At 43.8% G+C, this 13,047-nt stretch carries 10 protein-coding genes; 6 read left to right on the top strand and 4 right to left on the bottom strand.

Translation table 11 applies throughout. The features are described from left to right. Window positions 1-2: 2 nt before the first annotated feature. Window positions 3-2,417, bottom strand: coding sequence for a tetratricopeptide repeat-containing diguanylate cyclase (locus tag BLT41_RS09300; RefSeq protein ID WP_244512239.1), 2,415 nt, complete (start codon window positions 2,415-2,417; stop codon window positions 3-5). A gap of 207 nt (window positions 2,418-2,624) precedes the next feature. Between BLT41_RS09300 and panC the strand changes: the two genes are divergently transcribed. From panC to BLT41_RS09285, 3 genes are all read left to right on the top strand, one after another. Next, on the top strand, window positions 2,625-3,473 hold the full coding sequence (panC, locus tag BLT41_RS09295; RefSeq protein WP_092160495.1) for a pantoate--beta-alanine ligase: 849 nt from the start codon (window positions 2,625-2,627) through the stop codon (window positions 3,471-3,473). 122 nt (window positions 3,474-3,595) lie between these two features. Then, on the top strand, window positions 3,596-4,765 hold the full coding sequence (gene metK, locus BLT41_RS09290; RefSeq protein WP_092160493.1) for a methionine adenosyltransferase: 1,170 nt from the start codon (window positions 3,596-3,598) through the stop codon (window positions 4,763-4,765). Between the two features lie 138 nt (window positions 4,766-4,903). After that, window positions 4,904-5,428, top strand: coding sequence for a hypothetical protein (locus tag BLT41_RS09285; RefSeq protein ID WP_092160491.1), 525 nt, complete (start codon window positions 4,904-4,906; stop codon window positions 5,426-5,428). A 60-nt stretch (window positions 5,429-5,488) separates the two neighbouring features. Here the strand turns inward: BLT41_RS09285 and BLT41_RS09280 are convergent, their stop codons facing one another. Genes BLT41_RS09280 through BLT41_RS09270 form a run of 3 tightly spaced genes read right to left on the bottom strand, consistent with a single transcriptional unit; the run spans window position 5,489 to window position 8,068 of the window. Further along, window positions 5,489-5,959, bottom strand: coding sequence for a hypothetical protein (locus BLT41_RS09280; RefSeq protein WP_092160489.1), 471 nt, complete (start codon window positions 5,957-5,959; stop codon window positions 5,489-5,491). Between the two features lie 55 nt (window positions 5,960-6,014). Next, complete coding sequence (locus BLT41_RS09275; protein WP_092160487.1) at window positions 6,015-7,115, bottom strand: SPL family radical SAM protein; 1,101 nt, start codon at window positions 7,113-7,115, stop codon at window positions 6,015-6,017. Next, window positions 7,115-8,068: a ParB/RepB/Spo0J family partition protein gene (locus BLT41_RS09270; RefSeq protein WP_092160486.1), complete on the bottom strand. Its 954-nt coding sequence runs from the start codon at window positions 8,066-8,068 to the stop codon at window positions 7,115-7,117. Before BLT41_RS09270 ends, BLT41_RS09275 begins: the two co-directional genes overlap by 1 nt. A gap of 205 nt (window positions 8,069-8,273) precedes the next feature. On the opposite strand from BLT41_RS09270, the gene BLT41_RS09265 reads away from it, so the two are divergent. From BLT41_RS09265 to BLT41_RS09255, 3 genes are all read left to right on the top strand, one after another. After that, complete coding sequence (locus BLT41_RS09265) at window positions 8,274-10,337, top strand: elongation factor G (RefSeq protein ID WP_092160484.1); 2,064 nt, start codon at window positions 8,274-8,276, stop codon at window positions 10,335-10,337. Window positions 10,338-10,602: 265 nt separating this feature from the next. Next, window positions 10,603-11,310 (top strand): lysophospholipid acyltransferase family protein, encoded by a 708-nt coding sequence (locus BLT41_RS09260; RefSeq protein ID WP_092160482.1) that lies wholly within the window; start codon window positions 10,603-10,605, stop codon window positions 11,308-11,310. Then, complete coding sequence (locus BLT41_RS09255) at window positions 11,303-12,997, top strand: ribonuclease J (RefSeq protein WP_092160474.1); 1,695 nt, start codon at window positions 11,303-11,305, stop codon at window positions 12,995-12,997. The genes BLT41_RS09260 and BLT41_RS09255 overlap by 8 nt, the downstream gene beginning before the upstream one ends. The last annotated feature ends 50 nt before the right edge of the window (window positions 12,998-13,047 follow it).

Here is a 13,047-nt window from a genome sequence, read left to right as displayed (position 1 = left end):
TCTTAAAGTCTTGAGCGAACCTGCTCAGCCTCTGTATTTTTACCTTGAACTTCAAGTGCCATAGCAAGAGTTTCCCAGAATTCTTCTTTTCCGGGTTTAAGAGCAGCACTCTGACGGGCAAGAACCTCGGCAATCTGAGGATCTTCTCCACTTTCCAGATAGAGCCGGGCCAAAAGATTCATGGCATAGGCATCGTTATGATTGGCGTTCAGAGCCAGATGAAGATATTCGCGAGCTTTTTCCATATCTTGACGTGCATAGGCAATTCTCGCGAGATGTCTCATGGTGAGAGAATCTCCGCCTTTAAGTTCCGAAGCTTTCAGATAGAACTGCTCCGCCTCATCAAGTCCGAGATCCTGCTCTGCCAGCACTCCGAGCCTTACAAGGCTGAAAACATTACCCGGTTCCAGCTCGAGGCAGCGTTCGTAGGCATCTCTTGCTGTTTCGCGATTCCCAAGCATCTGACATGCCCAACCAAGATTATAGAGCGCCATAATATTGCTGGGTGTTATTTCGAGAACCTGCTCAAACTGCTTGCGCGCCTGTTCCGGCTTACCGAGCTGGGCATAGCATATACCGAGTGAATTCCGAGCTAAAATATTATCAGGATCAGCCAGAAGAGCCAGTCTGAACTCTTCTACTGCGCCATAGATATCACCATCGACATAAAGCCTGTCAGCAGCAATATTAAGCGAAACAGAATCAAACTGTGCGACCATGGGCTTTTCCATCATCATTGCATGGTCAAGTCCCTTACGGCAGTTATCAAGAATTTCGCTGCGTCTGTAATTCAGGAACGGAAATGACGCCAGCCCGGCGGATAAACCTATATCGAAATCAGTTTCACACTCTCTGACAAGTTTCAGAATCATTTCCATAACAAAATCAGAATCCTGTTTCGGAAAAAAGTAAATCAGACTGTTCAGGCTATACCGGCCACCTGTATGAGAAACTTCAAAAACGTTCTCAGCTCTTGATGCAACCTTCTGAACTTCGGCATCGGTAAGTTTCTGAAAATTGCCGCCCTGATCAGCTGGTCCGGCTGCAAGCCTAAGCACTGCAACAGAAAAGTTATCCATATTCTGCCGCAACCGGCTGTAACGTCCGATAAATTCTTTATAGCGAAAAAGCCCGGTCACAATATCCCGCTGGGGAGTCGCCGAGGACTCAGGTCCGGCCTGTGCATCAAAAAAGCTATCCTTCTCATCAAGCAAAGTAAGCCTGTCACCGGCAGTTACAGGCCATGCAGTATCACTCAAATGGAGAATTTCAGCGAATGCAATCTCTTCCTGTACTTCAATGACAACAACTTCAGCCTTATACATAGTAGGATAAGTGCCGGATATTCTTTCATCTTCAGTAAGTTTAGCCTGAGCTCCAGACTGAAAATCAGGAGACCACACGAGAAATCTTCCGCCCTCACGGGTATCAACGCTCTGCCCGATGCTAAGAGCAAGACGTTGCAACGGGAGCACCTCAAGAACTTTACCGCCCTTCTGTAAAATATCGGAATACGCAAAAACACAATTTCGACCAGAATCTTTCGCAGTCGCAACGGCTTTCGCAGCCTTACGCATAAGAATTCTGCCCTGCTCAGTTGCACTCCGCTTAAAATGAGGCCCTGAAAGACTTTGAGGATAGTTTGCAAATCCGGCGCTTGTACTGATCTTTAAAATATCACCTGTCACAGGGTCCTCGACAGGAATACGCTCGACAATCAAGCGCATCTTCTCAGCAAGCTGTGCACAGACTTTGGGTCTTCCGTCAGGAATAAGAAACGCGAATTTATCTTCGAAAAGGCGGGCACAAACAACGGACTCGAAGGCAGCTTCGCTGACAGCTTTACCGACTTCTGCCACAATAGAATCACCTAAAGTATATCCGTAGCGGTCATTAATGCGCTGAAAATTATCAAGATCAAGAACAACAACTCCGACAGAACCGCTGAAAGTAGGAATTCCAGGATCTTTACACCCACCCGGTGCCGGCATCATGCAATTTTGAATCAGATCCAGCTCTTTGACCAGCTTGACCATGAAATGTTCACGGGTAGCCATTCCGGTGAGGCTGTCTGTAATTGAGGTTTTATAAAGTAAGATTTTTTCAAGAGCGCTTGTTGCTAATGCCTCAAGATATTGAGGCGCAGTCTTCGGCGCTTTGATGTTAACGCCTCTGGCTATAAAATAGCAGAGATCGCGCCCTTGAAGCTTCAAAGGAAGCATTAAATGCTTCTCTTCCAGATTATAGCGCGTGACAAGAGGTTGCTGCGCTTTTCCGGCTACAGGCTTAGGAAAATAAAGGCTGTAGGAGTCAAAAGGCAGAAAATCATAAATCAAATCCTTTAATGTATGCTCATACCGGATCAGATCTTGCGGAGTCAGACATATTCCATCTTTAAAAAGGCTGTCCTTGTTCATAAAAAAGGCAATACCCCGCAACGGGCTTCAATACAAGCAGCTATTTAAACCGTGTGGCAGAATATTTTCGAAATATTGTCTTTTAGTCACCAAAATCACCCTCAAACTATGGACAGCCTAAACTGATAAGAGTAACTCAAAATTCCTGCCTATCATTGTCTACAAAATTAATTTTAAGTATAAGCAACCTGCAAAAGGTAACCGAATATGATCATAATTAAAGATCCAAAAGAACTGCAGCAAATGAGCATTGATCTGCGCCGTCAGGGAAAAACCATCGCTCTGGTCCCAACAATGGGCTATTTTCATGAAGGACACCTAAGTCTGATGGACGCTGCTAAAAAAAGAGCTGACAAAGTTATTGTATCTCTTTTCGTCAACCCTACACAGTTCGGTCCAAATGAAGACTTAGACAACTATCCGCACGACCTGCAAAAAGATTCCGACCTTGCTCGCGAAAGAGGTGTTGATATCCTTTTTGCACCGGAAAAGAGTGAAATGTACTATCCCGATCATTCCACATGGGTCGAAGTTCCCGGTCTAGCCACAAATCTATGCGGAAAATCACGCCCTGTGCACTTTCGGGGAGTAACCACAATTGTGACCAAACTTTTTATGACCGCACTTCCGGATATTGCCGTTTTCGGAGAAAAAGACTGGCAGCAACTTGCTATAATCAAGCGAATGGTAAGAGATTTAAATATTCCGGTTGAAGTCGTAGGACATCCTATCGTCCGTAACTCTGACGGATTAGCTTTAAGCTCCCGCAATGTATATTTGACCGACGATGAAAAAAAACTTGCTCCTCTGCTCCAGAAGGGACTAAGGACAATGAAAGACCGTGTCGATAAGGGTGAACATGATGCCGAAATACTCATTAATAAACTCACTGAGTTTTATAAAAAGATGATACCCGGCAGTGAGATTGATTATATACAGATCGTACACCCCGAGAATATCACGGTAATTGAAAAAGTAAGCGGCCCGGCATTGTGCGCTGTGGCTGTCCGTTTCGGAAAGGCAAGATTATTGGACAATTTGCTCATTAAACGGTAGCGTGCATGGGCTATTTGGTCCTGTTAATAAAAACAGAACGTAAGCTTTATAATTTATTAAAGAGTATTAACGGAAAACGTTTCTGTTAAACTCAGTTTCATTTCACTTCAGGAGGAACTTTAATGATCTGCAGCAAAGGCAAGTACTTTTTTACCTCTGAATCCGTAACAGAAGGTCACCCAGATAAAGTGGCCGACCAGATTTCAGACTCAATCCTTGATGCCCTGCTCACGCAGGACCCCAATGCCAGAGTAGCATGTGAAACTCTGGTAACCACCGGTATGGCTTTCATCGCCGGCGAAATTACTACAAGCGGATATGCCGACTTTCAGGCAATCGTCCGTAACACTATCCGGGAAATCGGCTACGTCAACTCAGACATGGGTTTTGACGCCGACACTTGCGCGGTTATCTCTTCTATCGACAAACAGTCTGTAGATATTGCTCAGGGTGTTGACCGCAACTCCCCTGAAAATCAGGGTGCCGGCGATCAGGGTATGATGTTCGGTTTCGCATGTAAGGAAACTGACACACTCATGCCTGCTCCTATTTACTGGGCACACAAGCTGTCCCGTAAACTTGCAGGTGTCCGCAAAGAAAAAGTCCTAGACTACCTTCGCCCTGACGGAAAAACAGAAATATCCTTTGAATACTTCAACGGCAAACCTGTCCGTATTGCAGACGTTGTTATCGCTGCCCAGCACGATGACGGAATCGAACAGCAGCAGATTTATGAAGATATCAAAAGAGAAGTAGTTCTCGCAACTCTTCCTGCTGATATGATTGACGAAAAAACCAAAATATACATCAACACCACTGGACGCTTCGTAATCGGCGGCCCCATGGGTGACTGCGGCCTTACCGGACGTAAGATCATCAATGACACCTACGGTGGAATGGGTAATCACGGCGGTGGCGCTTTCTCCGGAAAAGACCCATCCAAAGTTGACCGTTCCGGTGCATACATGGCTCGCTACATTGCCAAAAACATCGTAGCTGCAGGCCTTGCAGAACGCGCTGAAGTTCAGGTTGCTTACGCTATCGGCGTGGCTGAGCCTGTTTCTGTTCTGGCAACTTCTCACGGAACCGGTGAGGTTGACGATGAAGTTTTGACTAAAGCAGTCAAAGACGTATTCGACCTACGCCCATGGTACATCTCTCAGAGACTTGATCTCAGACGTCCTATCTACAAAGATTCCGCTTGTTACGGTCACTTCGGCCGCAACAACCCCAACTTTACTTGGGAACAGACTGATGCAGTCGCGGACCTCAGAACTGCCTGCAAAATCTAGCAGTAATCTGAATTTACTTTGTTATAAAAATCCCCGGAGACCATTATTGGTTTCCGGGGATTTTTTTTACACTTGAGGGTCTGGCTCGAACCATGTAAAGGACTCCTTACAAATTGAAAACAAGCAAGGAGATAATATATGAACACTCTTAAAATATCAGAAATTAAAGCCACACCGGAATTCAACATATTTTATTTTGCTGAATTGAACGGTTCCACCCGGGTCGAACAATCCCTGATGGAAAGCCTTGAAGAACATTGGAACAAATGGCTTCCATTTCTAAAAGCATACAGACTCGAAAAACCTAAGAACGGAAAAGGAACTGATTTTCTGCTCTTGTTTCTCGATAAAGACGTTGAAGATGCTGTTGAGGAAATTTGGCAGGAAACACCTACAGAAGGCCTTGCACATCACAACCTTGCAATCACACTGATCATGTCCGCTGCGCAGAGCCTGCTTCCAGAACTGGAAGAAGGTAAATGTGCTCCGCTGCCTAAACCGGGCGAAGCAGCCCTTGCAGCTTTCAAATCACTGGGACTCGAATGGAATCAGGAAGGAACTGTAAGCAGACAATACGCAGTATTCACCCCTTATCCTTATTCCGGAGGATGTGAAGTCTGTTATCTTGAAGAAAATTGCCCTAAAAGTAAGTTACGTAAATAAGCAACACCCCGCCGAAACAATTGTTTCGGCGGGGTGTCTTTTTTTACTATATATAACTTGCTAGTCTGTGAAAGCTACTGACTGCAAAAGAGTTCGCTCGCCAAAAAAATTATCAAGCTTTTCACGTTCCGAAGAAAGTATCTGCATATCCGAAAGCCCGATATCGCCGATTACCCCGCCATACATCTTAAGCGCCTGATCAATAAATTCCGCTTCTACAAAACAAGCGCTCAAAGCATAGGTGCGCCCGTCCCATTTAAGTTTTATTTTTATCAGCGGATTACGGGTCTCTGCGGCAGAAACTATATTCCCAGTTCTAACCAGAGTATCCCGCACATTTTGTTTAAGCATTACACTGAACTTACTTAAATTTTCTGTAAATGAAGGCTCGAAAGCCACATAATAATAGGGGTCTACCTTCAGCGCTATAGACTTGCCCGGAATATTAAATATGAAAGGATTCTCGGCAAAAGCCTTACCAAGCCCTTTTTGCAACCGATCTATGCGAGTCTGATAATCTTGTAAGGACATATAATCCCCCTTTGAAAATCTTAATACATCAACTTTACCAGTATTTCAAAGTATTTTAGTCTCCAAAAGCCTGTTTCATCAGATGCTTTCCAAGTCCGCCAAGATCCTTCGGAGTGTAACCGAACACATCCTGCCAATTTTCTGTTGATTCCATACAGAAATACATCTGCTTATCCATTCCATGCTTGCGTAATCTATCAACTATAAATTTAAACTGACGCACACGCAATGGACGGAGCAAACGCATCTTATTATCATTTCCGATGATGAACTCATCATAAATATAAGTTGTTTCAGGGAAATTACGCTCTATAATAGGCTTTAAATGAGGCATGTGCCTGAAAGATCCTATGCTCAGATAAGCTATATTCTCGGGTTTCAGATAATCAAATATCATATCAACAATTTCAGCATAACCTTCACGCCAACCATCAAAACGAATCATCGGATCAAAATGGAGACACACTTTAAATCCTGCATCAGCGCAAATTTTTGCAGCTTCCAGTCTTTCCTTCAAAGTCGACACACCAAATTCTTCGTGTTCGTTCACAAACGGAGCATTCAGTGACCATGCCGGTAAAATTCTATCGGTTCTTTTTACTACATCCATCCATGAAAGATCTATCACCTTGGATTTAAGTTCAAGGCAGACATTAGGATAATCTCCTAAAAACTTAACAAGGTCGCGGCTGTATCCTGTGACAGCTTCAAGGGCCAGCGAATCCGTATATTCTCCGGTTCCAACGCGGAAACGCGCATCCCGATCAACAGAAAAAGATTTGCCGAGTTCATCAAACAGATCTTCCTGATTAGCCCAGACTTTTAGAACCTTGTCATGAAAATATGCCTGCAATATACAATATGAACAGGCCATAGGACAATTTTCGCCGATATGAATAATGCGATATCCGCAACAATGATAATAACGAGTGCCGGGGCAAAACTTTAAAAATTTACCTTTATACTCTTTAAGGTAAAGCGACTGCCCTTCCCCCAAAGCTTCGTGAGGGAAATTTTCAGGATCGACAACTTCAACCGGAATGTGAGGAATACGACCAGTAACTCTTTCCGTTAAAGGAGCTTCGACCATGCTCCGGTCCACATAAATTTTTTCTATCCCTGCAAGGTGTGATGGAACCTGAATCTTATTTTCCATTATTTTTCCCTGCCAATCTCAAAAAGCTTATCCCAGCCGTCAGATTTCTGGATAGAATCCAAATCTTCAATAGCCTTCTGCATAACATCCCGCGACTTAAAACGCGTCTGGAGCACAACTTCACCTGTTTCAAAGTTACCTACCGATTCAACCCGCCACTTTGTACCGACGCAGATTTCACCGACTATATTTTCCTTAGTTTTAAGAAGATCGCTGAATACCGGAAAACGAAGCATTTTAGCAGCCTTGCAAAGCCGAGCCACTCCATCTTTGGGAGATTCATTTTCCTTTGCAGGAGAAAGCCCATGCTCCGAAATAAGAGCAGACACAGACTTCATGTCCCGTCTGGAGGTCTCATAAAGCCAAGTAAGAAAATTTACAGCATTGGAACGGGACCAGCCTAATTTTTCAAAATAAGGCAGTATCGCTTTTTTATCCTCATCAGAAAATTTAGAAAAAACCGAAACAGCCGCAAGGGGGAAATTGCCGCACTGAAGAACTCCGTCAAAATCCTGCGGTAAAGTCAACCATTCGAGCCAGAGTTTCAAATCTCTAGCCTTAGGCTTCATACCGAGAAGCGGTGCGACTCGCTGCGAAAGATCTTTTTCAGCTATACGCGTATGGAAGAACCTGAAAACATTCAGCTTAAGCGCATCATCTGCAACCCGCGCCCGGTTTTCTTCCATATGAATAAATGCCCGTGAAACCTCATCCTCGGCATCCACAAAAATACCCGACACTTTCACGCCGAGTTTTTCAGCAGCCAAAACACGCGACCGTCCGGCAACCAGAATAATTTTATTCCCGTCCTTTGCAAAAAGAACAGGCACAAGCTGTCCCACTGTTTTTATAGAACTGATAAACCCTTCATCAAATAAAGAAGGATAAAGCAACCATTCGCCTGAACAGTCTATTTCAGCAGGGTCAAAACTGTATATTTGAGCATCAGTCACCTTAATTACCTCCGAATCAATTCATTATTTTTATCTTGTTTAACGGATACCTGCATAGCAACATTCATCAGTTCTCTATGCTTGACATGTTGGCGCTGGTGTCCCAATATGTGTCAACCATGTAGAAGTATAAGTTGCACAATCGTACTGGAAGCAGGGACTTTTTGTTCCGGCTAGTTGAACATTCAGAGAAACGGAGTTGTGAATGTCTGAAGCCTTAAAAAACCAACGGACTTATGCACTTGTAGGACATAGCGGTTGTGGTAAAACATCGACCGCAGAAATGCTACTTTTTAACACAGGCGTCATTGATCGTCTCGGCAAAATTGAAGAAGGAACAACAGCCCTCGACAACGAACCGGAAGAAATAAAACGCCGCGGATCAATTCAACCAGGATTTGCCGGTTACAAATGGAAGAAGAATAATCATTACCTTATTGATACTCCGGGTGATCCTAATTTTTGCGGAGACCTTCCATACTCTTTAACAGCGTCAGACGGTGTTATCTTTACCATTGACGCAGTAGACGGCGTCAAGCCTCTTTCCCGCAAAGTATGGGCGGCAGTCGAAAAAGCCGAACTTCCTACCGTAATTTTTATCAATAAAATGGATCGTGATCGAGCGGACTTTGACTTCTCTTTTAACAGCCTGAATTCAGCGCTCGGGATCAGCCCCGTACTGCTCCAGTATCCAATAGGAAGCAAGGAAAATTTTAAAGGCATTGTGGATATGCTTTCCGGCACAGCCTACATGTTTGAAGAAAACGGTAAGATGTCCAAGGGCGAAATCCCTGACGATATCGCAGAAGAAATAGAAATTCTGCGCGAAACCATGATTGAAAACATCGCTGAAAGTGATGAAGAACTCATGGAAAAATACCTCGAAGTAGGCGAACTGACCCCTGACGAAATTACTCAGGGACTCTCCTTAGGTGTAAAAAACCGTACTATTTTCCCTGTCTGCCTAGGTTCAGCGATTGAAAATAAAGGGGGATCTTTCTTACTTGATATGGTTCAGACCTACCTTCCTTCTCCGCTGGAACACCCGGACTGGAAAAGTGAAGACGGCTCAACCAGAGCTTCTGACCCGGATGCACCTGTTGCATGTTTTGTTTTCAAAACTCTGGCAGATCCATTTGCCGGACAGCTCACCCTCTGTCGCGTTCTGTCAGGAACAGTATCCGGTGACCTTACCCTTATCAATCCCGGCAGAGAATCCAAAGAAAGACTCGGCACCATTCAGTTACTTAACGGTAAAGACCAGCGGCCCGTGAAAGACCCCGTCGGCCCCGGTGCAATCATAACCCTTGCCAAACTCAAGGAAACATTCACCGGCGACACTCTATGCGATGAAAAATCTCCTTTTGAAATGATAAAACCGAACGTCGCCCCCCAACTGATAACATTTGCTTTAGCTCCGGCAGAAAAAGGCGAGGAAGATAAAGTTTTCCAAGCTATTATGAAACTGCTTGTTGAAGATATTAATTTGACACTTTCCCGCGACGAAGAATCCGGAGACATTCTTCTTTCCGGCATGGGACAGAATCATATTGAAATTTCAGTAGAAAAAGCTAGGCGTCGCTACAAGACCGATATCATTCTTAAAACACCTAAAGTGCCTTACCGCGAAACAATTAAAGGGTCAGCCGAAGTTCAGGGGCGTTATAAGAAACAATCCGGCGGACGCGGGCAGTTCGGAGATTGCTGGATCAAACTTGAACCTCTGGAAAAAGGTGCAGGCTATGAATTTGTTAATGCAATCGTCGGTGGAGTAATCCCGAAACAATATATTCCTGCCGTGGACAAAGGAGTTCAGGAGAGTGCGGCAAAAGGAATCCTTGCAGGTGCTCCTATCATTGATTTTAAGGTCACCCTTTATGATGGAACATATCACGCTGTGGATTCATCTGAAATGGCTTTCAAAGTTGCAGGTTCAATGGCTTTCAAAAAAGCATGCGAGACTGCGGGAATATCTCTGCTTGAACCTCTTATGAATATACTTGTTGAAGTTCCTGATGAATTCATGGGAGACATTATAGGCGACCTTTCCAGCCGCAGAGGAAAAGTCCTCGGTTCCGGCTCAACATCGGGAGTCACTGAAGTTAAAGCACATGTTCCCATGTCAGAGATACTGCAATACGCACCGGATCTGCGGTCAATGACCGGAGGGCAGGGAACCTTCACAATGGAACTTTCCCACTACGAAGAATGCCCGTCTCAGATAGCAGAAAAAATTATATCAGACCGCGAAAGTCCGGCTGATGCTTAAAATTAGTCTGAATATACTTTAAAATTATAAAGGCCGCTCATTTTTATGAGTGGCCTTTATAGTTTCATGAGGCAACATCGTTACACATTTAACTTTTTACTTTTTAGGATCTGCTCTTGTTTCCCGTGCCAAATTACACTATCAAGTTAATTATCGAAGAGAGCAGAACTCCTGACCGCATAATTAAAAATTAAAAAACATCTTCGCTTTGTAAAAACTATAATTTCTATAAACTTCTAACCCCCAAAAAGCTAACGACTAAAACATGTTAAGACTCATATATTTCTACATATTATTATTACCGCTTACTATTTTTTACTCCCTCGTAATCATTTTTTCAAAAACACAAAAAAATTTCCACTGGAGCGAACGATCCTGGGGAAAGGCCGTACTGGATGCCAGTGGTTGCGAATTTGATGTTGACCTTAGCGCTCTTGATAAAAATCAAACTTACGTTTTTATGGTCAACCATCAGAGTTTTTTCGACATTCCTCTGTTGTTCCATTTTTTGAGCCCTTGGCAGTTCAAATTCGTTGCCAAAAAATCTTTATTTAATTTCCCCATATTCGGACATGCAATGGCAGCAGCAAAACATATTTCAATAGACAGAGACAACAGCAGACAAGGAATGAAAGACATCCAGCATGCTGTTGAAGTAGCAAACAGCGGACACTCTCCGTTAATTTTTCCTGAAGGAACACGTAATCCTGATCCTAATAAACTTCTGCCTTTTAAAATTGGCGGCATGATTCTGGCTTTAAAATGTCAAAAGCCCATAGCTCCTATTTTAATGGTCGGACCGGAAAAAGTTCTGTACAAAGGCAAACTTATCATGAGTCCCTGCCAGAAAATTAGAATTAAAGCTCTCCCCCCCATAGATACTACCAAATATACTTTGAAGGACAGAGAGAAAATAAAAGAAGATTTACAGGAAATTATGAACAAAGCTTATGCGGAGATGAGGCATGAGTGAGCACCAGTTAACGGTATGCCCACTCGGAGGACTTGGAGAAATCGGTCTTAACTGCATGATGCTCAGCACTGAGGAAACTGTCGTTGTTGTTGATTGCGGATTAATCTTTCCCGACAACGCTCTTTTCGGTGTAGATATTGCCATCCCGCGCTTTGACCATATTCTTGCTCTGAAACATCGCCTCAAAGCGATTGTTTTAACGCACGGACACGAAGATCATATCGGAGCTCTGCCGTGGCTTCTTCCTTATATTAATGTACCTGTCTATGGTTCAAAATTTACTCTTGGACTTGTTGAAAACAAACTGAAAGAACACAATCTCATTGATTATATAGATCTGCATGAAGTTAAAGCTCATGATAGAGTTCAGTTCGGTGATTTGTTTTTTAACTTTTTTCCCGTCTGCCATTCTATAGTAGATGGTTTTGCACTCGGGATTGAAACTCCTGTCGGACGAATAATCCACACAGGTGACTTTAAGATCGACCGCACTCCTCTTGACGGACATAAAACAGACCTTGATGGCATCAGCAAATTTTCCGAGCAAGGAGTCACCCTGCTTCTCTCAGACTCAACAAATGTCGAACAGGATGGGCATGCCCTGACTGAAAGAGACATCAAAGGGTCCATGAGAGGAATTTTTGAAGAAGCTGAAGGACGAATTTTAGTTACTCTTTTTTCAAGCCACATCCAGCGCATGCAGGAAATATTCGACCTTGCAGTTGAAACTGACAGAAAAGTCGGAATCAGCGGACGAAGCCTTGCAAGGAATATCGATCTGGCGCGCGATCTGGGGCAACTACATGTTTCATCTTCTACAATTATCGAGATAGAAGACCTGCCGTATTACGACGACCATGAAGTCGTTCTGCTTGTCACAGGCTCGCAAGGGGAACCTCTTGCTGCACTTTCAAGACTGTCGACCGGGGAACATCGCCAGCTCAGGATAAAAAAAGGTGATCTCGTCCTGATGTCTTCCCGCTCCATTCCCGGCAATACAAAAGCCATTACACGGGTCATCAATAGACTCTACAAGCTCGGAGCTGAAGTTCTTCATGAGCAAAAACACGGCATTCATGCATCAGGCCACGCGTACAAAGAAGAACTGCGGACCATGCTTGAAACCGTTAAGCCGAAATATTTCATCCCTGTTCATGGTGAATACAGACATCTGGTCAAGCATTCCAGACTTGCTGTGGAAACAGGAGTTGATCCTGAAAAAGCTTTAGTTATAGAAGACGGCGAGCCTATCACTTTTCTGACTCATGGAATACGTGTTGAAAAGGTTATCCCAGTTCAATGCACACTCGTGGACGGCAAAGGGGTTGGAGATGTCGGACAGACTGTCATTAAAGAACGTCAGCTTTTAGCCGGAGAAGGGCTCGTCATCGTAACCATCGTGATTGACGTTAACACCGGAGAAATTCTCCGAGGACCGGAAGTAACATCCAAAGGGTTTGTTTTTGAACAACAATACTCACATCTTCTCGAAGACGCGAAATGCATTATTCTGGATGTTTTTGAAAATATACCTCCGGGACAGACTATTAAATTAAAAGAAAGAATTCGTTCCGCATTACGAAGATTTTTCCGCAAAGTACTAGGCCGTGACCCGGTAGTTATCCCGCTCATTATCACGCTGACCGGAAATGAAGCTCAGGAAATAGACTCCCGATGCGATGTGTAAATAAGTAGTATTTACCCCAAAAGACTTATATGAATTTTATAACAAATTGT

It is taken from the genome of Maridesulfovibrio ferrireducens (assembly GCF_900101105.1).
In the GTDB taxonomy this organism is placed as follows: Bacteria; Desulfobacterota; Desulfovibrionia; order Desulfovibrionales; family Desulfovibrionaceae; genus Maridesulfovibrio; species Maridesulfovibrio ferrireducens.
Note: the sequence above shows the minus strand (reverse complement) of the source record. Positions and strands in the feature narration are given on the sequence as shown.

What these genes read in the sequence shown, in the direction of transcription:
- BLT41_RS09260 (WP_092160482.1), top strand. Translation starts at nt 10,603, where the DNA reads ATGTTAAGACTCATATATTTCTACATATTATTATTACCGCTTACTATT.
- BLT41_RS09275 (WP_092160487.1), bottom strand. Translation starts at nt 7,115, where the DNA reads ATGGAAAATAAGATTCAGGTTCCATCACACCTTGCAGGGATAGAAAAA.
- BLT41_RS09285 (WP_092160491.1), top strand. Translation starts at nt 4,904, where the DNA reads ATGAACACTCTTAAAATATCAGAAATTAAAGCCACACCGGAATTCAAC.
- BLT41_RS09300 (WP_244512239.1), bottom strand. Translation starts at nt 2,417, where the DNA reads ATGAACAAGGACAGCCTTTTTAAAGATGGAATATGTCTGACTCCGCAA.
- panC (WP_092160495.1), top strand. Translation starts at nt 2,625, where the DNA reads ATGATCATAATTAAAGATCCAAAAGAACTGCAGCAAATGAGCATTGAT.
- BLT41_RS09280 (WP_092160489.1), bottom strand. Translation starts at nt 5,959, where the DNA reads ATGTCCTTACAAGATTATCAGACTCGCATAGATCGGTTGCAAAAAGGG.
- BLT41_RS09265 (WP_092160484.1), top strand. Translation starts at nt 8,274, where the DNA reads ATGTCTGAAGCCTTAAAAAACCAACGGACTTATGCACTTGTAGGACAT.
- BLT41_RS09255 (WP_092160474.1), top strand. Translation starts at nt 11,303, where the DNA reads ATGAGTGAGCACCAGTTAACGGTATGCCCACTCGGAGGACTTGGAGAA.
- metK (WP_092160493.1), top strand. Translation starts at nt 3,596, where the DNA reads ATGATCTGCAGCAAAGGCAAGTACTTTTTTACCTCTGAATCCGTAACA.